Origin of the sequence: Sphingomonas liriopis, from assembly GCF_024211255.1 — a bacterium.
GTDB classification, from domain to species: domain Bacteria; phylum Pseudomonadota; class Alphaproteobacteria; order Sphingomonadales; family Sphingomonadaceae; genus Sphingomonas; species Sphingomonas liriopis.
Genome location: NZ_JAMLDY010000010.1, coordinates 102,333 through 122,567, shown reverse-complemented (window position 1 = coordinate 122,567; position 20,235 = coordinate 102,333). Strand labels below are relative to the sequence as shown.

Genomic DNA, 20,235 nt, shown 5'->3' with positions numbered 1-20,235 from the left:
TTCGTTTCGAAAGGAAGGGCGCCTGTCGTGAGACGGGCGCCCTTTTCGTTTCAGGCGGCGGCGTGGCGGAGCCACGCCGTCAGTCCTCATGTGCCATGAGGCTGGCCGACAGCGCGGATGCGGCAAGCCGCACCGGCGCGGTCGTAGCCGCGCCTTACGCGCTGTAGTACATATCATATTCGACCGGGCTCGGGGTCATTTCCCAGCGCGCGACCTCCGCCCACTTCACCTCGACGTATGCCTCGATCTGGTCCTTCGAGAACACGTCGCCCTTGAGCAGGAAGTCGTGGTCGGCGGTCAGGCATTCCAGCGCCTCTCGCAGCGACGCGCAGACGGTCGGCACCTGCGCGAGCTCTGCCGGCGGCAGGTCGTACAGGTTCTTGTCCATCGCCTCGCCGGGGTGGATCTTGTTCTGGATGCCGTCGAGGCCCGCCATCATCAGCGCCGCATAGGCGAGATAGGGGTTGGCCATCGCGTCGGGGAAGCGCACTTCGACGCGCTTCGCCTTGGGGCCGGTGCCGTAGGGGATGCGGCACGAGGCCGAACGGTTGCGCGCCGAATAGGCGAGCAGCACCGGCGCTTCGTAGCCCGGCACCAGCCGCTTGTAGCTGTTGGTGGTCGGGTTGGTGAAGGCGTTGATCGCCTTGGCGTGGCGGATGATGCCGCCGATGAAATACAGGCACATGTCGGACAGGCCGGCATATTTCTCGCCCGCGAACAGCGGGGTCTTGCCGTCCCAGATCGAGAAGTGCGTGTGCATGCCCGAGCCGTTATCTTCCTTGATCGGCTTGGGCATGAAGGTCGCCGACTTGCCATAGGCATGCGCGACCTGGTGCACGACGTACTTGTAGATCTGCATGCGGTCGGCGGTGGTGGTCAGCGTGCCGAAAGTCATGCCGAGTTCGTGCTGCGCGGCGGCGACCTCGTGATGGTGCTTGTCGCAGGGCAGGCCCATTTCGAGCATGGTCGAGACCATCTCGCCGCGGATATCGACCGCGGAATCGACCGGCGCGACGGGGAAATAGCCGCCCTTGGCGCGCGGACGGTGGCCGAGGTTGCCGCCTTCGTATTCGCGACCCGTGTTGGTCGGCAGCTCGATATCGTCGATCTTGAAGTAGGACGCGGCATAGTTCGTGTCGAACTGCACGTTGTCGAACATGAAGAATTCGGCTTCCGGGCCGACGTAGACGGTGTCGCCGATGCCGGTGGTCTTGAGATACGCCTCGGCGCGCTTGGCGGTCGAGCGCGGATCGCGGGCGTAGAGCTCGCCGGTCGACGGCTCGACCACGTCGCAGAACACGATCAGCATCGGCGTCGCCGAGAAGGGATCGGTGTAGACCGCGTCGAGATCGGGCTTCAGGACCATGTCCGATTCGTTGATCGCCTTCCAACCCTCGATCGACGAACCGTCGAACATCAGGCCGTCGGTGAACTCGTCCTCGCCCATGATGCTGGCGACCATGGTGAGGTGCTGCCACTTGCCCTTGGGGTCGGTGAAGCGCAGATCGACCCACTCGATCTCCTCGTCCTTGATCTTGTTCAGGATGTCGTTGGCAGTCGCAGCCATGTGTTCTTCCCTTGCTCTCGCCGCAGGTGCGGCGTTTTACTCGAAATGGTTGATGGTTAGTCCGAGATTGTCGCTGTCTAGCCAGCGTACCGAAGGGCGTCGCGTCGGTGTTCCATCGCCGACATACCGCAAATCGCCGGCGGCACTGGCAAAGCCGAGAAGCATCGCCTGAACGCTATCGACCCCCACAGCAGAGTGTTTTTTCAGTTCACCCCCCGGAAACAGGATGGAATACCAGCATATCCAATCGGGTTCGCGCTCGACGGCGTCGCTGCGCCATGGCTGCGGTCGATGGATGTGCAGTTCGACCTGGCCAGCCTCGCTGTCGAATGTTCGGCATGCGATGACGTCGTCAGCATTAAATGGCGGCTTCATCGCGCTCGCCGGTACGGATGCGCAGCGCGGCCTCGACGGGGATGACGAAGATCTTGCCGTCGCCGATCCGGCCGGTCTGCGCGGCGGCGGCGATCGCCTCGACCACGCGGTCGGCGAGCGCGTCGTCGACGACGACCTCCAGCTTCACCTTGGGCAGGAAGTCGACGACATATTCGGCGCCGCGATACAGCTCGGTATGGCCCTTCTGGCGGCCGAAGCCCTTGGCCTCGGTCACGGTGATGCCGCTGACGCCGATCTCGTGGAGCGCTTCCTTCACCTCATCCAGCTTGAACGGCTTGATGATGGCCTCGACCTTCTTCACCGGTATACGCCCCCTACTGAAACCCTCGCCCCGAGCGCGGGTGTTGCACCAAGCGTGCCAGTCCGCGCCCCTTGGGGCAACACGGATTCGGACGTTTTTGCTGCCTGCGAATCGGGCATCGGCGGGTGTGGTGCACGGTGTTTGGGCAATTGTCGGTTCGGCCGATTCGCCGGCGCGGGGGATGCGGTTCGGCATGGCGGGAGGATAGGCGTTCGGTGGCGTGTAGGCTCTACGGCCTCACCAATCACCATTCGTCACCCCGGACTTGTTCCGGGGTCCACTCTGCGGCGAGGCGCGGGATTAGAGAGGCGGGCTTTACGCTTGCGGCCCGGTGGACCCCGGAACACGTCCGGGGTGACGGGGGAGGTTGGCGGGCGGGGTGCCGCCTCGCTCGGTCAGAGGATCGTCAGGACCTTTTCCGGCGGTCTCGCGAGGACGACGCCTTTGTCGGTCTCGACCAGCGGGCGCTGGATGAGGATCGGGTCGATCGCCATCGCTTCGAGGATCGTCGCGTCGTCGGCGTCGGCGAGCGCCCTGGCGGCGGGTTCGGTGAGGCGCAGGCCTTCGCGCGGGGTGATGCCGGCGCGGGCGTAGAGGCGCGAGAGGTCGGCGACGGTCGGCGGGTGATTGAGGTATTCGATGACGGTGACGTCGGCGCCCGCTTCGGTGAGCAGCGCGAGCGTGGTGCGCGAGGTGCCGCAGCGGGGATTGTGGTAGATCGTGGCCTTCACTTCCCCTCTCTCGCCGGGAGAGGAGCAAGCCGCGTCAGCGGCGCGGGGTGAGGGGAGGCGGGTATCACGTCGGTCATCGCACTCGCCCTCGCCCTTCCGCCGTGCCGCGCGCGGCTCCCTCCCGCGTCGGGTCGGTCATGCCCCCGGCATGACCTGAACAACGCTGGGCGTTGTTCACCCGGCGCGCCCGAAGGGAGAGGGACCTGGTCACCCCTGCCGCGCCAGCCATTCCTCGAGCCATTTGATCGTGTACTCGCCCTGCTGGAACTCCGGATCGTCGAGCAGCGCCTGGTGGAGTGGGATGGTCGTCGTCGGGCCCTCGATCACGAACTCCTCGAGCGCGCGGCGCAGGCGGCGGAGCGCACCGGCGCGGGTGGTGCCGTAGACGATCAGCTTGGCGATCATCGAATCGTAATAGGGCGGCACGCGATAGCCGGCGTACAGGCCGCTATCGACGCGGACGTGCATGCCGCCGGGGGCGTGGTATTGCTTCACGAGGCCGGGCGAGGGCGCGAAGGTGCGCGGGTCCTCGGCGTTGATGCGGCATTCGATCGCGTGGCCGCGGAACTGGACGTCCTCCTGCCGCAGCGTCAGCGGATGGCCCTCGGCGATGCGGATCTGTTCGCGGACGAGGTCGAGGCCGGTGATCATCTCGGTCACCGGATGCTCGACCTGCAGCCGGGTGTTCATCTCGATGAAATAGAATTCGCCGTCTTCCCACAGGAATTCGATCGTGCCGGCGCCGCGATAGCCCATGTCGGCCATCGCCCGCGCGCAGATGCCGCCGATCCGTTCGCGGTCCTCCTGGCCTAGGACGGGGGAGGGGGCCTCCTCCAGCACCTTCTGGTGGCGGCGTTGCAGCGAGCAGTCGCGCTCGCCCAGATGGATGGCGTTGCCGTTGCCGTCGCCGAAGACCTGGATCTCGATATGGCGTGGATTGCCGAGATACTTTTCGAGATAGACGGTGGCATCGCCGAACGCGGCCTTCGCCTCGCTGCCGGCCTGCTGCATCAGCGTTTCCAGCTCGTCCTCGGACGTGCAGACCTTCATGCCGCGGCCGCCGCCGCCCGACGCCGCCTTGATGATGACAGGATAGCCGGCCTTCGCCGCGATTCCCTTGGCCTCGGCGAGGTCGCTGATCGCACCGTCGGAGCCGGGGACGAGCGGCAGGCCGAGCGCGCCGGCGGTACGCTTCGCCTCGATCTTGTCGCCCATCGTGCGGATGTGTTCGGGCTTCGGCCCGACGAACAGCAGATTGTGCAGCTCGACGATCTCGGCGAAGCGCGCGTTCTCGCTGAGGAAACCGTAGCCGGGGTGGATCGCGTCGGCGCCGCTGATCTCGGCGGCCGAGATGATGTTGGGGATGTTGAGATAGCTGTCGACCGCCGCCGGCGGGCCGATGCAGATCGCCTCGTCGGCGAGGCGGACGTGCATCGCGTCGGCGTCGGCGGTCGAATGCACCGCGACCGTCTTGATGCCCATTTCGTGGCAGGCGCGGTGGATGCGCAGCGCGATCTCGCCGCGGTTGGCGATCAGCAGCTTCTTGATCTGCCGCGTTGGGGTCGAAGGCACGGGCGCTTACTCGACCACCACGAGCGGCTGGTCGAACTCGACCGGCTGGCCGTTCTCGATCAGCACCTGGCGGACGGTGCCGGCGGTGGGCGCGGTGATCGGGTTCATGACCTTCATCGCCTCGACGATCAGCAGCGTGTCGCCGGCGGCGACGGTCTGGCCGACCGCGACGAAGGGCTTGGCGCCGGGTTCGGCGGAGAGATAGGCGGTGCCGACCATCGGCGATTTCACCGCATTGGCGGCGCTGACCGTAGGGGCCATCGCGCCGGCTTCGGCGGCGACCGGCGCGGCTGCGGGTGCCGGCGCCATCGGCTGCGGCGCATACTGGACGGGGGCGGCTACCGCGGCGGCCTTGCGCGCGACGCGGATCTTGCGGTCGCCCTCTTCCACCTCGATCTCGGTGAGATGGGTGGCGTCGAGCAGTTCGGCGAGCTGGCGCACGAGGTTCACGTCGACCTGCATAGGTCCACCCTGGGCACCCGATTGGCTTTGTTCAGTCATGGGGGAGCCTCCTGTCAGAACCGCGCCGCGGCTTCAAGCGCAAGGGTGTAGGAGAGCGCACCGAAGCCGGCGATGGTTCCCTTCGCCGCGCGCCCGACATAGCTGACGTGGCGGAAGGCTTCGCGGGTGTGCGGGTTGGAGAGGTGGACCTCGATCACCGGGGTCTTGATGCTCTTGATCGCGTCGTGGACGGCGATCGAGGTGTGGGTGAAGGCGCCGGCGTTGAGGATCACCGCCTTCGCGCCGCGCGCCTGCGCTTCGTGGAGCCAGTCGACGAGGTGCCCTTCGTGGTTGGACTGGCGCATGTCGATGGCGAGGTTCAGTTCGCGGGCGCGGTCTTCGAGGCTTCCCGCGATGTCGTCGAGCGTGTCGGATCCGTAGATCTCGGGCTCGCGGGTGCCGAGCAGGTTGAGGTTGGGGCCGTTGAGGACGTAGATCGTTTCGGTCATGCGCGCGGCTTATCGCTGTTCGGCGGGCGGTGCAAAGAGGGGTGTTTCACGCGAAGGCGCGAAGGCGCGAAGAGAAAGAAGGTTTGTTCACGCGGAGGCGCGGAGGCGCGGAGAGATCGCTTGCGGGGACTGCACGCCTTTCCGCGTAGCGGCTGATATCTTGCAACGGATGTGATGTGAGAGCCCGCTGCCGCGGGCGGGCCAATCTCCGCGCCTCCGCGCCTCCGCGTGAACAAACCTTCTTCGCGTCTTCGCGTCTTCGCGTGAAACCACTCTTCTGAACCCTACGAAGGTGGACACCGACGATCCCGCGCCTAGATGGGGCGCTCAAGGAGTCTTAGCGTCATGCCCCATACCGACGGCACCGTGTCCATCACCGTCAACGGCGAACACAAGCGCGTCGCCGCCGGCCTCAGCCTCGCCGATCTCGCCACCGAACTGGGGCTGGTGCCCGAAAAGGTCGCGGTCGAGCGCAATCTGGAGGTGGTGCCGCGCTCGACGTTGAATGACGTGCGCGTCGAGGATGGCGACGATATCGAAATCGTCCATTTCGTCGGCGGCGGCGACCATCAGAAGCCGATCGCCGAGGATACGTGGACCGTGGCGGGGAGGACATTCCGGTCGCGGCTGATCGTCGGCACCGGCAAATACAAGGACTTCGCGCAGAACGCCGCCGCGCTCGAGGCGTCGGGGGCGGAGATCGTCACGGTGGCGGTGCGGCGGGTCAACGTCAGCGATCGCAATGCGCCGATGCTGACCGACTTCATCGATCCCAAGAAGGTGACGTACCTCCCCAACACCGCGGGCTGTTTCGATGCGGAAAGCGCGATCCGCACGTTGCGGCTGGCGCGCGAGGCGGGGGGCTGGGACCTCGTCAAGCTGGAGGTGCTGGGCGAGGCGAAGACGCTGTACCCCGACATGCACGAGACGCTGCGCGCGACCGAGGTGCTGGCCAGCGAGGGCTTCAAGCCGATGGTCTATTGCGTCGACGATCCGATCGCGGCGAAGCGGCTGGAGAATGCCGGCGCGGTGGCGATCATGCCGCTGGGCGCGCCGATCGGGTCGGGCCTCGGCATCCAGAACCGCATCACCATCCGGCTGATCGTCGAGGGCGCGGGCGTGCCGGTGCTGGTCGATGCCGGCGTCGGCACCGCGTCGGACGCGGCGGTGGCGATGGAGCTGGGTTGCGACGGCGTGCTGATGAACACCGCGATCGCCGAGGCGAAGGACCCGGTGATGATGGCCGCCGCGATGCGCCACGCGGTGGAGGCGGGGCGGCTCGCCTATCGCGCCGGGCGGATGGGGCAGCGCCGCTATGCCGACCCGTCGAGCCCGCTCGCCGGGCTGATCTGACGGATTTGTCACGGAACCGGGCTGCGCGCGACCCGTTTATCCTTGCGTCAGATCAAGCGGCCCGGCTGGCGGGTCGCACGCACGCAGGAGGTCCCCGATGGGCGAGTTCACCGACAAGGTCGCAGCAGCCGGCAACAAGATCGCAGGCAACGTCAAGGAAGCCGTCGGCAAGGCGACCGACAACGACAAGCTGGTCGCCGAAGGCGAAGCGCAGCAGCTCAAGGGCACCGGCCAGGACGTCAAGGGCACCGTCAAGGGCGCGCTCGGCGACAACATCTGAACCGACGCTCTGTTGAGCATGAGGGCCGTCCCGGCAGCGGGGCGGCCTTTTCATGTCGAGCCGGTAAAAAGGACGAAACCCCATGAAGACCACGATCACCGCATTCGCGCTGGGCGCGATGGCGCTGTCGCTTTCCGCCTGCGGCGGCAAGGGCGACGACAAGCTCGGCAGCCAGGTCGAGGCCGCCGCCGACAACCGCGCCGACGCGCTGGAAGCCGCCGCCGACAATCTGCAGGACCAGGCCAAGGCGACGCGCAAGAGCGGCGAGCAGCAGTCCGACGCGATCGACGACGCCGACGTCAACGCCGCGGCGATGAGCGACGAACAGAAGGCCGCGCTGGTCAACGGCTCCGCCAAGCTGCGCTGACGACGCAGGGAGGGGTGCGTCCCGAGGGGACGACCCTTCCGATCGGCATGCCGTCACAGCGATTCGACTCGCCGCAAAGTGCAGTCACTTTGGTGGTTAACGCCGGAACGCAGCCCGCGCTGTCGGGTTGGCGGCCGCATGAGCAAATTGGAATCGCACGTCTTTTCGTTCGAGGAGGCGGATCACCTGACCCGCATCCACCTCAAGCTGGCGCTCGAGGATGTCGGCTTTGCGGTCGAGGAGGATGCCGTGACGCTGGGGATCGTCACGGAGGGAGCGGTCGTGCTGTCGGGGGATGGCGGGGCGATGTCCTCGTTCCTGCTCGAGGCGGGACCTTCGCCGGACCTCCCGGCAGCAACGGAGCCGTTTCACCCTGGTGAAGGTGGGAGATTTGCAAAAATCTGACTCCACCCCGGACTTGCTTGAGGCCTCTGCGAAACTCCCCAGTGCTCCCGCGCAGGCGGGAGCCCAGACGTCACGCACGCCACACGCCGTTGTTTTGCTTGGCCCTGGGCTCCCGCCTGCGCGGGAGCACTGAAGGGGATGCGTCGGGCCTTTGTCGGTTATCGCAAACTTTTGACCCGACTGAACCGCCACCTTCGCGGGGTGGAGCTTGTCGTGGTGCAGCTCTCCCGCTGCGTGACGGCAGATTTATCGCTTGCCAGCCGCCACGGCGGTGAGCGTGGTGCCGGCGGTGATGATCTCGATATCGGTTCTGATGTGCAACAGGCGGACGCCGCGCTCCGCCTGCGCGCGGGCGAGCGCGGGGGCGAAGTCTTCGGTGCGGGTCACCGTTTCGGACCAGCAGCCATAGGCGCGGGCGAGCGCGGCGAAGTCGGGGTTGGCGAGGCGCGTGCCCGACACGCGGCCGGGGAATTCGCGCTCCTGATGCATGCGGATCGTGCCGTAGCCGCCGTTGTCGATTACCAGCACCAGCAATTGCGCATCGTGCTGGACCGCGGTCGCCAGTTCCTGTCCGTTCATCAGGAAACAGCCGTCGCCGGCGAGCGCGACCACCTGTCGCTCCGGGTGGCGGAGCGCGGCGGCGATCGCGGCGGGGACGCCATAGCCCATCGCGCCGGCGGTCGGCGCGAGCTGCGTGCCGGGGGCGGCATAGGGCCAGTAGCGGTGCCACCAGCCGCTGTAATTGCCCGCGCCGTTGCAGATGATCGTATCCACCGGCAGGCAATCGCGCATCGCCGCGACGCAGGGGCCGAGGTCCATCGCGACGCCGTCGCGCGGCGCGGGTGTGGACCAGGCCTGCCATTCGGCGTGCGCCTCCGGCCCGCCGGCGTGCGGCGGGCCATCGAGGCCGCTCAGCGCCTCGGCGAAATCGGCCATCCGCGCACAGATGGCGAGATCGGTGCGATAGGTCATGCCGAGCTCGTTCGCGTCGGGGTGGACGTGGACGAGGCGCTGGCCGGGATGGTCGGGGGTGACGAGCGTATAGCCGTCGGTGGTCGCCTCGCCGAGGCGCGGACCGACGACGAGCAGCAGGTCGGCGGCCTTGATCCGCGCGACCAGTTTCGGATTGGGGCCGTAGCCGAGGTTGCCGGCGTAGCTCGGGCAGGCGTTGGGGATCGCGTCCTGCCGGCGGAAGGCGGCGGCGACGGGGACGCCGGTACGGTCGGCCCAGGCGGCGAAATCCTGTGCGGCGATGCCGTCCCAGCCGGCGCCGCCGACGATCGCGACGGGCCGTTCGGCGGTGGCGAGCAGGTCGGCGAGCTGCGCCATGGCGGCTTCGTCGCACGCCTGCGCCAGACGCTCGACGCGGGGGCGGTCGGTCGCCGCGACCTCGTCGAGCAGCATGTCCTCTGGGAGCGCGAGGACCACCGGTCCGGGTCGCCCGTTCATCGCTACCGCATAGGCGCGCGCGACATATTCGGGGATGCGCGCGGCGTCGTCGATCCGCGCCACCCATTTGGCGAGGGGGGCGAACATCGCGGCGAAGTCGACCTCCTGAAACGCCTCGCGGTCGCGCGTGGCGCGATCGACGTCGCCGATGAACAGGATCATGGCTTGCGAATCCTGCCGCGCGACATGGACGCCGATCGAAGCGTTGGTCGCGCCGGGCCCACGGGTGACGAAAGCGACGCCGGGGCGGTGCGTCAGCGTGCCGTCGGCGCAGGCCATGAACGCCGCGCCGCCCTCCTGCCGGCACACCACCGTCTCGATCTGCGGCGAGTCGTGCAGCGCGTCGAGCACGGCGAGGAAGCTTTCGCCCGGCACGGTGAAGATCCGCTCGCAGCCTTGCGCGAGCAGCTGATCGACCAGAATACGGCCGCCGGTGCGTGTGGGTCTCTCCATGGCGCGACTATCGCGGTCGCCGGGCGGGAAGTCGAGCCGCGTCAGCCGCGCGTGCGGGGGCCGAAGTCGAACCAGCCGGGGCGATTGCCGGCGGGATAGGCGGGACGCGCAACCGTCTGGCGCCGGCCGGTGACGCGCTCGGTCAGCGTCGGTGCGGCGGCGACAGGCACCGCCTCGGCCGCCTTGGCGAGGCGGGCGTTCTCGCGCTCCAGCTCGGCGATGCGCGCGTTGGCGGCGGAAAGGCCGGTGTCGCCCTGCTTGCGATAGGCGGCATGCGCCTCGCGCTCGGTGGCGTAGCGCGCCTTCCACTTCTTGCCGCCGCTGCTGCTGGCGAGGCCGAAGAACCAGCCGGCGACGAGGCACAGCGCCAGCGCGGCGAATTGCGTGGTGGTGGTGAAGAGCATGCGGGCCTCCCTGTTACGGGGGCATAACGATGACGGTGGGGGTTGGTTCACTTGGGGGGACGTTCTGGCCCGGCGCCAAGCCCTTCGTCATTCCCGCGGAGGCGGGAATCCATAACCACGACGGTCGGTGATGGAGCCGCGGATTTGGCGACTATGGATCCCCGCCTTCGCGGGGATGACGAAACCTTACCTCACGACAGTCCGGGCCTAGCCCCCAACCGGTCATGCTGAGCTTGTCGAAGCAGGGTGAGTCTCAGTGCCCTTCGACAGGCTCAGGGCGAACGGTGGGGAGAGGGCCCGCAATTGCCCCGCTTAGAACGCGTCGCTGATCGAGCAGGCGGCCGGTCCCAGGATGACGATGAACAGCGTCGGCAGGATGAACAGGATCAGCGGGATGGTCATGATCGCGGGCAGGCGCGCGGCCTTTTCCTCGGCGCGCATCATGCGTTCGTTGCGGAATTCGGCCGACAGGACACGCAGCGCCGAGGCGAGCGGGGTGCCGTATTTCTCGGTCTGGATCATCGTCGTGACGACGCCCTTCACCGCGTCGAGATCGACGCGGGTCGAGAGGTTCTCGAACGCCTGGCGCCGTTCGGTGAGGAAGCCCAGCTCGATCGCGGTCAGCGTGAATTCGTCGCCGAGTTCGGGATAGGCGCGGCCCAGTTCCTTCGCCACGCGGTGGAAGGCGGCATCGACGGTGAGGCCGGCTTCGGCGCAGATCACCAGCAGGTCGAGCGCATCGGGCAGGCCCTTGCGGATCGCGTCCGAGCGCTTGGTGATCTTGTTCTTGAGGAAGATGTCGGGCGTCTTGTAGGCGAGGATGAAGGTGATCGCGACGAGGCCGTAGCGTTTCAGCGGCGACCAGGTCGGGAAATAATCCATCCCGTAGACGACGAGCACCATCAGCCCGCCGAACACGATCGGCAGCGCCAGCCGGCCGAAGATCACCGCGACCGCCCAGTCCTTCGACCGGATGCCGGCGCGCATCAGCTTGACCTGCGCCTCCTTGACCTGGCTGTCCTGCAGCACCTTCAGCGACGACAGCAGGCTGCGCATGCGGTCGGTGGTGTCGTTGCGCTGGATCAGCTTGGCACGGCGCTTGGTCGAGGCGGTGATGCCCGCCTTCAGCTGTTCGCGGCGGTCGTTGAGCGCTTTCACGCGCTTGCTCATCGGATCGCTGACCGTGGTGGCCGCGTAGATCGCGAGCATCACCGCGAAGGCGGCGACGCCCGACAGGATCGTCGCGACCCACAGGACGTCGATCCCCATCAGTGTCGGTCCGGAAGGCTGCATGTCGTCTATCCGTTCCCGCGTCAGATTTCGAAGCTGACCATCTTGGCCATGATGAACACGCCGATCCCCATCCACAGCAATCCGCCAAGGCCGGTGATGATGAGGCGTGGATCGACGAAGAAGTTCTGCATGTATTTGTTGTTGATGACCCAGATCATGCCGAAGACGATGAAGGGCAGCGAGCCGACGATATAGGCCGATGCCTTCGATTCGGACGACATCGCCTTGATCTTCAGCTTCATCTGGCCGCGCTGGCGCAGCACCGTCGCGAGGTTGGCGAGCGTTTCGGCGAGGTTGCCGCCGGTTTCGCGCTGGATCGCGATGGTGATGACGAAGAACTGGAATTCGGGCGTGCCCAACCGGTCGGCGGTGTCCTGCAGCGCCGAATCCATCGACTTGCCGATCTTCATCTTGTCGGACACCATGCGGAATTCCTCGCCGACCGGGCCCTCCACCTCGCTGCCGACGATGCCGATCGTCTCGGTGACCGGAAGACCCGAGCGCAGGCCGCGGACGAGCAGCTCGATCGCGTCGGGGAATTTGGTGGTGAACTTGGTGACGCGGCGCTTGATGAAGAAGCCGACGAGCCAGTGCGGCAGGCCGGCGCCGACGGTCAGGCCGAACAGCAGCGCGAGCAGGATCGGCGCGCCCTTCAGCCACAGCAGCGCGGCGACGACGACGACCAGCCCGGCGCTGACCATGCCGTATTTGCCGACGGTCCAGTCCTTGCCGGTCATCGCGAGGCGCTTGGCGAGCTGCGCCGGATTGGGCAGCAGCCGGCCGAAGGCGACGTCGGTCCTGGTCTGCGCGCGGCCCGCGGTGATGCGGCGCATCTGCGCCTCGGCGACGATGCCGCCGTCGCCATGGCGTTCGCGCATCGCGGCGATGCGGCGGGTCTGCGCGCGCTGCGGCGACGGCCCGGCGAGCGCGAACAGCACCAGCCCGAGCACGGCGGCGCCGCCGATGCCGATCATCAAAAGGGGGAACAGATCCATCGCGCCGCGTCGCCTTTACGCTCTGGGGTTATTTCTTGGCGCGCTTGGACAGCAGCGACGAGAAGCCGCCGATCAGCGACTTGCCCTTCGCCTTGCCGGCATCGTCGCCGTCCTTGCCCGCGATCAGTTCCTCGCCGGCGCCCAGCACGTGGCGGGTGAGCGCGAGGATCGGCGCGACCGTCTTGGAATTCTTGCCCGCCTCGGCGAGCGGCTTGCCGAGCTTCGCCGCCTGCGCGACCAGTTTCTGGTCGAAGGGGATGACGAACTCGACCTTGCGTTCGATCGAGCTTTCGAAATCCTTGCGGCTGATCTCGAGTTGGCCGGCGGCATGGACGCGGTTGGCGACGAGCGTGACGTGCGTCTGCGGCGCGTTGGTCTTGAGCCAGGACAGGATGCGGATCGTGTCGCGGGCCGCCGCCAGCGTCAGTTCGGTGACGATCACCGCCGCCTGGATGTCGCTGATGAGGTGCGGGTGCTGGACCAGCATGCCGCGCGGCAGGTCGACGACGGTCGCCTCGAACGCGGCGCGCATCTCTTCCTGCAGCTGGTAGAAGGCGGCGCCGTCGGTCATCAGCGGCGCGTTGATCGGCGCCTCGGCGGACAAGACGGCGAGGTTCTCGGTCGCCTTCACCATCGCGCGTTCGATGAACAGCCCGTCGATGCGGCTGGGATTCTCGATCGCGTCGGTGAGGCCGCGGCCGGGCTCGAGGTCGAGCGTCAGCGCGCCGGTGCCGAAATGCACGTCGAGGTCGAGCAGCGCGGTCGAGCGCTTCTCACGCTCGCTGGTCAGCCAGGCGAGCGAGGTCGCGATCGTCGACGCGCCGACGCCGCCGCGCGTGCCGATCACCGCGATCGCGCAATGCGGCCGATCGACGCTCGCCTCGACATGCTTGGGCGCGTTGAGCATCGTCTGCGCGTGGCCGAACGCCTCACGCAGCGCATCGGGGTTCAGCGGTTTGAGCAGATAATCCTGGATGCCGCTGGCGACGAGGTCGCGGTACAGGCGCACGTCGTTGACCTGACCCGCGGCGATGACCACCGTGCCGGGTTCGCACACTTCGGCGAGCGCGTTGATGTCGTTCAGCGGATCGCCCGATTCGGCGAGGTCGACGAACAGGATCTGCGGGCTGGCCGACACCGACAGCGACTGGACGGCGTTGCGCAGGCCGCCCTTGTAGACCTTGTCGACCGACCAGCCGAGATCGCCGGCGACCGGGCGCAGCGTTTCCGCCGTCGCCTCGTCGCAGACATAGGCGGCGAAGGGGTCGCGATGACCGACGCCGGCGGGTTTCCACGGAGCGTTCATATCAATTGGCTCCCTTGGCGCTGACCTGTTCCAGCGCCGCCGCGCCGGTCGCCGGCTTCTTGCGATAGGCCTCGATCGCCTTGGTGGTCAGCGCAGGATCGGTGATCGGATCGTGATCGACACCGCGCACCAGATCGGCGGGGCGTGCGATCATCGCGGCGAGGTTGGTGTTGACCGCGCAGCCGTAGTTGGACGAGGTGCTGCCTTCGAATTCGTGGCTGCTGTCGCGGCTCCAGTCGGGGCAGCCGGGGACGCTGGCGTGCATCCGGCTGACGACGATGCGCAGCGTGCCGGGGGTGACCGGCGCCGGCGTGACCGGCCGGTCGTCGGACAGCAGCAGGCCGTAGCTCGCGACCACCGCGGCGATCTGGTCGCGCGCCGCCGGCGGCGCATCGCCCGCCTCGTCGATCGCGACGCGATCGCCGTAGCCGAGGTGCATCGCGGTCATCCAGCCCCCCAGACGCCGGCTTTCGCCCGGCGCGAGCCGGCCGCCGGCGGTGGCGAGGTCGAGCGCGAAGTCACGCTGCGCGACCACCGGCTGGTGCACCGATTCGAGGCCGCGGTTGTCCGTGCCCATGCACCCGCCGAGCAGCAGGGCGGGCGCGGCGAGCGCGGCGAGGAGGATCGAACGCTGGGTCATCGCAACCATGTCCTTGACGCAAGCCATCAGTTGGAGAAGCCGGGGGCGGGCAGCGCCCCCTTCTTCTTCGCGGTGGAACGGGTGTCCGCGGCGACCGGCGGGTCGCGGCGCGGCAGGGCGGGCACCGGTGCGGCGGCGCCGATCGTCGGCATCGGGGCAGGGCCGCCGGGGATCATCGTCGGCACCGGGCGCGGGCCGTTGCCGCCGCTGCCCAGCTCGCCGAGCAGGATGCGGCTGGCGTCGTCGGGCGCGCGATAGCCGTCGTGCGGCAGCGCGATCTGCGACGGGCTGTTCACCGGCTTCACCAGATACGGCGTGATGATGATGACCAGCTCGGTCTCGTTGCGCTGGAAGCCGTTCGAACGGAACAGCGACCCGATGATCGGCAGGTCGCCGAGGAACGGCGTCTTCTGGATGTTGTTGTTGTGGCTGTTCTGCAGCAGGCCGCCGATCATCATCGACTGGCCCGAGCCGAGCTCCAGCGTCGTCTCCGCGCGGCGGCTGGTGATGCCGGGGACGCGCGTGCCGTTGAGCTGGACGGCGTTCGAATAGTCGAGCTGCGACACTTCGGGGCGGACGCGCAGCGAGATGCGGCCGTCCGACAGCACCGTCGGCGTATAGGCGAGGCTGACGCCATACTGCTTGTACTCGACCGACACGGCGCCGAGGCCCTGCGCGATCGGGATCGGGATCTCGCCGCCGGCGAGGAAGGTCGCGGTCTCGCCCGACAGCGCGGTGAGATTGGGGTTGGCGAGCGTCGTCACCTGACCCGTCGTCTCGCCGAGGTCGATCGCGCTGAGCAGGTTGACGCCGAGCAGCTTGCCGGCGAGCGCGATCGTGCTGCCCGCGGCGCCGGTGGCGAGGCTGGTCGTTCCGGCGGATGCGGTCGTCGTGTTGACGAACAGCCCGCCGCCCGGCGCGTATTGCGCCGCGCCGCGACCCTGGCCGATGCCGAACTGGAACCCGCCCGAATTGTCGAACGACTGGAGGTTGACGCCGACGTTCTTGATGAAGCTGCGGCTGACCTCCGCGACGCGGACCTGCAGGTTGACCTGCAGCGGCGTCGCGGTGCGCAGGCGCGAGAGGACCTTGATGCCGTCGCCGACATAGGCCTGGACCAGCCGTTCGGCCTCGGCGGCGTCGCCCGGGCCGGCGACGGTGCCGGTCAGCAGGACGAGGCCGTTCATCGGCGTCGCGGTCAGCTGCGCATCGGGCATCGCGAGGCTGAGCATCGCACCGATCGAATCGATGTTCTGGCCGACGCGGACGGTGGTCGCATAGACGACCGCGCCGCTCTTGCCGGTGGCGGAGATCGTCGTCTCGCCGGTCTTCTTGCCGTAGATGTACAGCTGCGTCGGCGAGCGGACCTGCACGTCGGCGATCGTCTCGTCGGCGACGAAGATGTCGGTCATCGGCCGCGCCAGCGTCACCAGCCGGCCGCGGCCGGTGTTGACCTGCACCATCGACGACGTCGCCACGCTGGTGCCGCCGCGTGCGGCGACGGTGGTGCGGGCGTCGGCCATGCCGCCGGTCACCGTCGCGGCGAGCGCGATGGCGAGCGGCACGCCGAGCGGCTTGCGCCCCGGCGCGTGGCGCGCCGCGAGAGACACGAGGTCACGCATCTTAATTCTTCCCCCCGACCGGAACGATCGTCACGTTGTTGCCGCGCGCGATGCGCACGACGGGTCCCTGGATGGCGGGGGCTGCCCCGCCGATGCCGCCCGCGGCGGCTGCGCCGGCGACCGGCACGCCCTGTACGCTCTGGGTGCCGCCCTTGGGCGGCACCGTGCTGCGCTGGAAGCGCGACACGTCGGCGCCGGTGGCGAAGCTGGAGCTGCCGGTCTGCGGCTGCGTCGCGACGCGCACCATCATCGCCTTTTCGGCCTTCGGATCGCCGTCGGGCATCTTCACCGCGCCGCTGGCGATCGCCTCTTCCAGTTCGCTCGAATTGTCGGCGAGCGCGCGCAGCGACAGCGACAGTTCGCCGATCGTGCGGGCGACCGCGACCTGCTCGGCCATCTTGGGCGTCGCTTCCAGCGTGACGGTCGAGAAGCTGCTGACCTTGGTCTTGCCATCCTCGCCGACGACGTTGTCGGTGCGCTGGTCGGTGGCGAGCACGCGGACGTTGCGCATGATCGTTTCGGACACCTTGAGCGGCTGGCCGTCGCCGCCGCCCGCGACCGTCTGCGTCAGGACGAGGTCGATGCGGTCGCCCGGAAAGACGAACCCTGCGACCGCAGCCTGGTTGGAGACGCTGACGGTGACCGCGCGCATGCCCGGCCCCAGCGCGGCGGCGAGGAAGCCGCGGTCGCCGGGCGAGACGAGCGCGCCCCTGGTGACCGGCTGGCCCGCGGTGATCGCGTTGCGCACCACGGTGCCCTGCAGTTTGGTGAGGTCGGTGCCCGTCTTCAGATAATAGGCGCCGTCGACCAGCTCCTTGGGCCACGGCTGGAACTTCAGCGCGGTCGCATCCAGGATGGTGCCGATCGGCAGCGCACGGGTGGCGACCAGCACTTCGGGGCCGGTGGCCGCGGGTGCGGTCGGCTGGCCCATCGCCGCGGCCTGCGGCGCGGCCGAGCCCATGATGAGCGTGCGGGCGAAGAATGCCGTGATGCCGGCCACGAACAACGCGCCCACCAGCAAAACGATCTTGCGACTATCCATGTCTCATCGGGCCTTTCAGCGCACCGGTGGTTGATCCGGTGGTAATCGTTGGGGGCGAACTGGTTAAAATCCGGTTCGTGGCAGCGTGGCGGGGAGCGCGAGCAGCGCGGCGGCGGCGATGGCGACGCCATAGGGGACCTCGACCTGACCGATTCGCCGTTGCCAGCGCCGCTCGATCATCATCGCGATCGTGATCGCACCGCCCAGCACCGACATGACCATCAGCATGTCGAGCAGGCTGCCGAGCGGCAGCCACAGCGCGAGCGCGGCGATCATCTTGACGTCGCCGCCGCCCATCCAGCCGGCGGCGAATGCGCCGAGGAAGACCGCGAAGACGATCGCCGCGATGCCCAGCTGGATACCGACGTCGCCCCAGCCCAAACCCAGCGCCCACCACCACAGCGGCGCGAGCAGCGCGATCGCGGCGTTCTTGGCATTGGCGATCTCGCGCGTGCGCGCATCCTCGATGCCCGCCATCACCAGCAGCGCACCCAGCATGACGACCAGCGCCGGAATCGGAAGATTGTGCCACCCCATCGGGCAGAACAGGTAGACGCGATGGCTTGCGAAACCGTAACCACGCGCCGACGATGATCGATCCGCTCACTTTGCGCCGCGAGCCGGCGGCCGATTCCCGCCTGTCGGAATGGCGTGCGCCCGATGGCTGGCGGCACCGCCGCTTCGACTGGCCGCACCCCGATCCGCGTGGCCGCATCCTCGTCCAGGGCGGGCGCGCCGACATCATCGAAAAGTTCTACGAGACCATCGCGCATCTGCACGACGCCGGCTGGTCGGTGACCGCGTTCGACTGGCGCGGACAGGGTGGATCGGGGCGGCTGGCGGCGGACCCGCATGTCGGCCATGCGGCGAGTTTCGATCCCTGGGTCGCCGACCTTGGCGATTTCTGGCGCGGATGGCGGGACGAGGGGCCGGGGCCCGCGATGCTGCTCGCGCATTCGATGGGCGCGCATCTGGCGCTGCGCGCGCTGCTCGACGGCGGGATCGATCCGGCCGCGATGGTGCTGGTCGCGCCGATGATCGGCATCCGCTCGCCGGTCGGGACGGGGGCGGGCACCCGCGTCGCGCGGCTGATGACCCGGCTCGGCGATCCGGCGCGGCCGGCGTGGAAAGTGCGCAGCGACGCGAAGTCCGCCGGGCATCGCCAGCAGTTGCTGACCCATTCGGTCGAACGCTACGCCGACGAAGCCTATTGGTACGACCGCGATCCGTCGCTGCGGCTGGGGCCGCCGAGCTGGGCGTGGGTGCTGGAAGCGTTCGTGTCGGGCGCGCGGCTGGAGCGCGACTCGCGGCTCGGCGGCGTTACGACGCCTATCCTGATGCTGGTCGCTGAGGCCGACGGGCTGGTCGATCCCGCCGCGGCGCTGCGGCTGGCGGGCAAGTTGCCGAACGTCGAACTGGTGCGATTCGGCGCCGAGGCGGCGCACGAGCTGCTGCGCGAGGACGATGCGGTGCGCACCCGCGCCTATGCGGCGATCGACGCTTTTCTGGAGGCGCGGACATGATCCACGATATCGCCATCGTCGGCGGGGGAATCGCCGGCGCCAGCCTCGCCGCGGCGATCGGCACGCGGGCGCGGGTACTGCTGCTCGAGGCGGAGGAGCAGCCGGGGTATCACGCGACCGGGCGCTCGGCGGCCTTCTGGTCGGAAACCTATGGCGGGCCGGGCATCCAGCCGCTGACCAGCGCGTCGGAAGCGGCGTTGCGCGAGGGCGGTGTCCTCGCGCCGCTGGGGTCGCTGCATATCGGGCGGGCGGAGGATGCGGGGCGGATCGACGCCTTCCTCGCCGCGTTCGCGGGCACCGCGGTGCCGCTGGCGCGCGTCGATCCGGCGGAGCATATCCCCGGGCTGCGTCCCGAATGGACGCTCGGCGTGCAGGAGCCGAGCTGCGCCTATATCGACGTCGCCGCGCTGCATGCGTCGTATCTGGCGACGGTGCGGCGCAGCGGCGGTACGATCGCGACGCGCGCCGGGCTCACCGCGGCGAGCCGGTCTGACGGCGTGTGGACGATCGAGACCGAATCGGGCGTCCACCATGCGCGCGTGCTGGTCGATGCCGCGGGCGCGTGGGCCGATATGGTGGCGGTGCGCGCCGGCGCGGCGCCGCTCGGCATCCAGCCCTATCGCCGCACCATCGCGCAGCTGCGCACCGATCCGCCCGCACCTGCCGCGATGCCGCACGTCGCCGACATCGCCGGACGCTTCTACTTCAAGCCCGAACCCGGCGGGCGGCTGTGGCTCAGCCCGCACGACGAGACGCCGGTCGATCCGTACGATGCGGCGCCGGAAGAGATCGACGTCGCGATCGCGATCGACCGGTTCGAGGGCGTGGTCGACTGGCGCGTCGCCGCGGTCGAGCGCAGCTGGGCGGGCCTGCGCAGCTTCGCGCCGGATCGCTTGCCGGTATATGGTTTCGACCGATACGTGCCGGGGTTCTTCTGGTGCGCGGGCCAGGGCGGCTTCGGTATCCAGACCGCGCCTGCGGGGGCGGCGGTGGCGGCGAGCGTGTTGCTGGGGGAATCGCTGCCGCCGGGGTTCGAGCGGATCGACGTGGAGCGGTACAGCCCGGCGCGCTTCTAACTCCTCCCCATGCCGGGCATCGAATGCCAAGGTTCCTTCGTCACCCCGGACGTGTTCCGGGGTCCACTCCGCGGCGAGGCGAACGATCTGAGGCGCGAACATACGCCCGCGGCCCGGTGGACCCCGGAACACGTCCGGGGTGACGACGGGCTTGGGAAACCGCCGCGCGACCCGATCGTCGGATGCGATGCCCCCGTTCCGCGGAGGATTGCACGGCGCGCGGCACATGTTACCCTCCCGCGACCATCCGAAGGGGAGGCTGTCATGGCGCACAAATTCGTGATCGAGAAGAACAAGGCCGGCGACTTCGTCGCCAAGTTCAAGCACAACAGCGAGCTGATCTGGTGGACCGAGGGCTATGAAAGCCGCGCCTCCGCACGCAACGCGATCGCCTCGATCCTGAAGAACGGACCCGGCGCGGAGGTCGAGGAGGAATAGGGCTTGGGTCGATTACCCCGACTCGTTCGCCGGTCGAAGGGCCTGTCAGCTCAGGAACCGTCGCTTGTGGCG

At 68.4% G+C, this 20,235-nt stretch carries 23 protein-coding genes; 7 read left to right on the top strand and 16 right to left on the bottom strand.

What is annotated here, in order from left to right:
* Nucleotides 1–154 precede the first annotated feature (154 nt).
* The 7 genes from glnA to aroQ form a co-directional block, all read right to left on the bottom strand.
* Nucleotides 155–1,567 carry a type I glutamate--ammonia ligase gene (glnA, locus tag M9979_RS10095; RefSeq protein WP_254289231.1) on the bottom strand — a complete coding sequence of 471 codons (1,413 nt, stop codon included), beginning with the start codon at nt 1,565–1,567 and terminating at the stop codon, nt 155–157.
* Between the two features lie 36 nt (nt 1,568–1,603).
* Nucleotides 1,604–1,942 (bottom strand): DUF6968 family protein, encoded by a 339-nt coding sequence (locus tag M9979_RS10090; protein ID WP_254289230.1) that lies wholly within the window; start codon nt 1,940–1,942, stop codon nt 1,604–1,606.
* Nucleotides 1,926–2,264 carry a P-II family nitrogen regulator gene (locus tag M9979_RS10085; protein WP_254289229.1) on the bottom strand — a complete coding sequence of 113 codons (339 nt, stop codon included), beginning with the start codon at nt 2,262–2,264 and terminating at the stop codon, nt 1,926–1,928. Before M9979_RS10085 ends, M9979_RS10090 begins: the two co-directional genes overlap by 17 nt.
* 395 nt (nt 2,265–2,659) lie before the next feature.
* Nucleotides 2,660–2,995 (bottom strand): arsenate reductase family protein, encoded by a 336-nt coding sequence (locus M9979_RS10080; protein ID WP_254289228.1) that lies wholly within the window; start codon nt 2,993–2,995, stop codon nt 2,660–2,662.
* Nucleotides 2,996–3,202: 207 nt separating this feature from the next.
* Nucleotides 3,203–4,567 carry an acetyl-CoA carboxylase biotin carboxylase subunit gene (accC, locus tag M9979_RS10075; RefSeq protein WP_254289227.1) on the bottom strand — a complete coding sequence of 455 codons (1,365 nt, stop codon included), beginning with the start codon at nt 4,565–4,567 and terminating at the stop codon, nt 3,203–3,205.
* Between the two features lie 6 nt (nt 4,568–4,573).
* Nucleotides 4,574–5,068 (bottom strand): acetyl-CoA carboxylase biotin carboxyl carrier protein, encoded by a 495-nt coding sequence (gene accB / locus M9979_RS10070; RefSeq protein ID WP_254289226.1) that lies wholly within the window; start codon nt 5,066–5,068, stop codon nt 4,574–4,576.
* Between the two features lie 14 nt (nt 5,069–5,082).
* Nucleotides 5,083–5,517 (bottom strand): type II 3-dehydroquinate dehydratase, encoded by a 435-nt coding sequence (gene aroQ, locus M9979_RS10065; protein WP_254289225.1) that lies wholly within the window; start codon nt 5,515–5,517, stop codon nt 5,083–5,085.
* 345 nt (nt 5,518–5,862) lie between these two features.
* On the opposite strand from aroQ, the gene thiS reads away from it, so the two are divergent.
* The 4 genes from thiS to M9979_RS10040 all read left to right on the top strand — a co-directional run bounded on the left by thiS (nt 5,863) and on the right by M9979_RS10040 (nt 7,922).
* A complete protein-coding gene (thiS, locus tag M9979_RS10055; RefSeq protein WP_277998494.1) occupies nt 5,863–6,870 on the top strand; it encodes a sulfur carrier protein ThiS in 1,008 nt (335 codons plus the stop codon).
* Nucleotides 6,871–6,967: 97 nt separating this feature from the next.
* On the top strand, nt 6,968–7,150 hold the full coding sequence (locus M9979_RS10050) for a CsbD family protein (protein WP_254289224.1): 183 nt from the start codon (nt 6,968–6,970) through the stop codon (nt 7,148–7,150).
* Between the two features lie 82 nt (nt 7,151–7,232).
* The gene (locus M9979_RS10045; protein ID WP_254289223.1) at nt 7,233–7,517 is read left to right on the top strand and encodes a hypothetical protein; all 285 of its coding nucleotides are present in this window, start codon (nt 7,233–7,235) and stop codon (nt 7,515–7,517) included.
* 138 nt (nt 7,518–7,655) lie between these two features.
* Nucleotides 7,656–7,922: a hypothetical protein gene (locus tag M9979_RS10040; RefSeq protein ID WP_254289222.1), complete on the top strand. Its 267-nt coding sequence runs from the start codon at nt 7,656–7,658 to the stop codon at nt 7,920–7,922.
* A 246-nt stretch (nt 7,923–8,168) separates the two neighbouring features.
* Here the strand turns inward: M9979_RS10040 and M9979_RS10035 are convergent, their stop codons facing one another.
* From M9979_RS10035 to M9979_RS09995, 9 genes are all read right to left on the bottom strand, one after another.
* Complete coding sequence (locus M9979_RS10035) at nt 8,169–9,824, bottom strand: thiamine pyrophosphate-binding protein (RefSeq protein ID WP_254289221.1); 1,656 nt, start codon at nt 9,822–9,824, stop codon at nt 8,169–8,171.
* Between the two features lie 41 nt (nt 9,825–9,865).
* Complete coding sequence (locus M9979_RS10030) at nt 9,866–10,228, bottom strand: hypothetical protein (protein ID WP_254289220.1); 363 nt, start codon at nt 10,226–10,228, stop codon at nt 9,866–9,868.
* 312 nt (nt 10,229–10,540) lie between these two features.
* Complete coding sequence (locus M9979_RS10025; RefSeq protein WP_254289219.1) at nt 10,541–11,521, bottom strand: type II secretion system F family protein; 981 nt, start codon at nt 11,519–11,521, stop codon at nt 10,541–10,543.
* Between the two features lie 20 nt (nt 11,522–11,541).
* Nucleotides 11,542–12,516: a type II secretion system F family protein gene (locus M9979_RS10020; protein ID WP_254289218.1), complete on the bottom strand. Its 975-nt coding sequence runs from the start codon at nt 12,514–12,516 to the stop codon at nt 11,542–11,544.
* 28 nt (nt 12,517–12,544) lie between these two features.
* Nucleotides 12,545–13,822, bottom strand: coding sequence for a CpaE/TadZ family protein (locus M9979_RS10015; RefSeq protein WP_254289217.1), 1,278 nt, complete (start codon nt 13,820–13,822; stop codon nt 12,545–12,547).
* A 1-nt stretch (nt 13,823) separates the two neighbouring features.
* Nucleotides 13,824–14,462: a CpaD family pilus assembly protein gene (locus M9979_RS10010; protein WP_254289216.1), complete on the bottom strand. Its 639-nt coding sequence runs from the start codon at nt 14,460–14,462 to the stop codon at nt 13,824–13,826.
* Between the two features lie 26 nt (nt 14,463–14,488).
* Nucleotides 14,489–16,084 (bottom strand): type II and III secretion system protein family protein, encoded by a 1,596-nt coding sequence (locus tag M9979_RS10005; RefSeq protein WP_254289215.1) that lies wholly within the window; start codon nt 16,082–16,084, stop codon nt 14,489–14,491.
* A 1-nt stretch (nt 16,085) separates the two neighbouring features.
* On the bottom strand, nt 16,086–17,126 hold the full coding sequence (gene cpaB, locus M9979_RS10000) for a Flp pilus assembly protein CpaB (RefSeq protein ID WP_254289214.1): 1,041 nt from the start codon (nt 17,124–17,126) through the stop codon (nt 16,086–16,088).
* 63 nt (nt 17,127–17,189) lie between these two features.
* Entirely contained in the window at nt 17,190–17,663 is a 474-nt protein-coding gene (locus tag M9979_RS09995; RefSeq protein ID WP_254289213.1) for an A24 family peptidase, read from the bottom strand.
* Nucleotides 17,664–17,716: 53 nt separating this feature from the next.
* Between M9979_RS09995 and M9979_RS09990 the strand changes: the two genes are divergently transcribed.
* The 3 genes from M9979_RS09990 to M9979_RS09980 all read left to right on the top strand — a co-directional run bounded on the left by M9979_RS09990 (nt 17,717) and on the right by M9979_RS09980 (nt 20,163).
* A complete protein-coding gene (locus M9979_RS09990; RefSeq protein WP_254289212.1) occupies nt 17,717–18,649 on the top strand; it encodes an alpha/beta fold hydrolase in 933 nt (310 codons plus the stop codon).
* Complete coding sequence (locus tag M9979_RS09985; protein WP_254289211.1) at nt 18,646–19,725, top strand: NAD(P)/FAD-dependent oxidoreductase; 1,080 nt, start codon at nt 18,646–18,648, stop codon at nt 19,723–19,725. The genes M9979_RS09990 and M9979_RS09985 overlap by 4 nt, the downstream gene beginning before the upstream one ends.
* A 264-nt stretch (nt 19,726–19,989) precedes the next feature.
* Nucleotides 19,990–20,163 (top strand): YegP family protein, encoded by a 174-nt coding sequence (locus tag M9979_RS09980; protein ID WP_254289210.1) that lies wholly within the window; start codon nt 19,990–19,992, stop codon nt 20,161–20,163.
* The last annotated feature ends 72 nt before the right edge of the window (nt 20,164–20,235 follow it).

Excerpts from the sequence above, each read along its gene's own strand:
- glnA (WP_254289231.1), bottom strand. The coding sequence starts at position 1,567 with ATGGCTGCGACTGCCAACGACATCCTGAACAAGATCAAGGACGAGGAG.
- M9979_RS10090 (WP_254289230.1), bottom strand. The coding sequence starts at position 1,942 with ATGAAGCCGCCATTTAATGCTGACGACGTCATCGCATGCCGAACATTC.
- accB (WP_254289226.1), bottom strand. The coding sequence starts at position 5,068 with ATGACTGAACAAAGCCAATCGGGTGCCCAGGGTGGACCTATGCAGGTC.
- aroQ (WP_254289225.1), bottom strand. The coding sequence starts at position 5,517 with ATGACCGAAACGATCTACGTCCTCAACGGCCCCAACCTCAACCTGCTC.
- thiS (WP_277998494.1), top strand. The coding sequence starts at position 5,863 with ATGCCCCATACCGACGGCACCGTGTCCATCACCGTCAACGGCGAACAC.
- M9979_RS10050 (WP_254289224.1), top strand. The coding sequence starts at position 6,968 with ATGGGCGAGTTCACCGACAAGGTCGCAGCAGCCGGCAACAAGATCGCA.
- M9979_RS10045 (WP_254289223.1), top strand. The coding sequence starts at position 7,233 with ATGAAGACCACGATCACCGCATTCGCGCTGGGCGCGATGGCGCTGTCG.
- M9979_RS10040 (WP_254289222.1), top strand. The coding sequence starts at position 7,656 with ATGAGCAAATTGGAATCGCACGTCTTTTCGTTCGAGGAGGCGGATCAC.
- M9979_RS10035 (WP_254289221.1), bottom strand. The coding sequence starts at position 9,824 with ATGGAGAGACCCACACGCACCGGCGGCCGTATTCTGGTCGATCAGCTG.
- M9979_RS10030 (WP_254289220.1), bottom strand. The coding sequence starts at position 10,228 with ATGCTCTTCACCACCACCACGCAATTCGCCGCGCTGGCGCTGTGCCTC.
- M9979_RS10025 (WP_254289219.1), bottom strand. The coding sequence starts at position 11,521 with ATGCAGCCTTCCGGACCGACACTGATGGGGATCGACGTCCTGTGGGTC.
- M9979_RS10020 (WP_254289218.1), bottom strand. The coding sequence starts at position 12,516 with ATGGATCTGTTCCCCCTTTTGATGATCGGCATCGGCGGCGCCGCCGTG.
- M9979_RS10015 (WP_254289217.1), bottom strand. The coding sequence starts at position 13,822 with ATGAACGCTCCGTGGAAACCCGCCGGCGTCGGTCATCGCGACCCCTTC.
- M9979_RS10010 (WP_254289216.1), bottom strand. The coding sequence starts at position 14,462 with ATGACCCAGCGTTCGATCCTCCTCGCCGCGCTCGCCGCGCCCGCCCTG.
- M9979_RS10005 (WP_254289215.1), bottom strand. The coding sequence starts at position 16,084 with ATGCGTGACCTCGTGTCTCTCGCGGCGCGCCACGCGCCGGGGCGCAAG.
- cpaB (WP_254289214.1), bottom strand. The coding sequence starts at position 17,126 with ATGGATAGTCGCAAGATCGTTTTGCTGGTGGGCGCGTTGTTCGTGGCC.
- M9979_RS09995 (WP_254289213.1), bottom strand. The coding sequence starts at position 17,663 with ATGGGGTGGCACAATCTTCCGATTCCGGCGCTGGTCGTCATGCTGGGT.
- M9979_RS09990 (WP_254289212.1), top strand. The coding sequence starts at position 17,717 with ATGATCGATCCGCTCACTTTGCGCCGCGAGCCGGCGGCCGATTCCCGC.
- M9979_RS09985 (WP_254289211.1), top strand. The coding sequence starts at position 18,646 with ATGATCCACGATATCGCCATCGTCGGCGGGGGAATCGCCGGCGCCAGC.
- M9979_RS09980 (WP_254289210.1), top strand. The coding sequence starts at position 19,990 with ATGGCGCACAAATTCGTGATCGAGAAGAACAAGGCCGGCGACTTCGTC.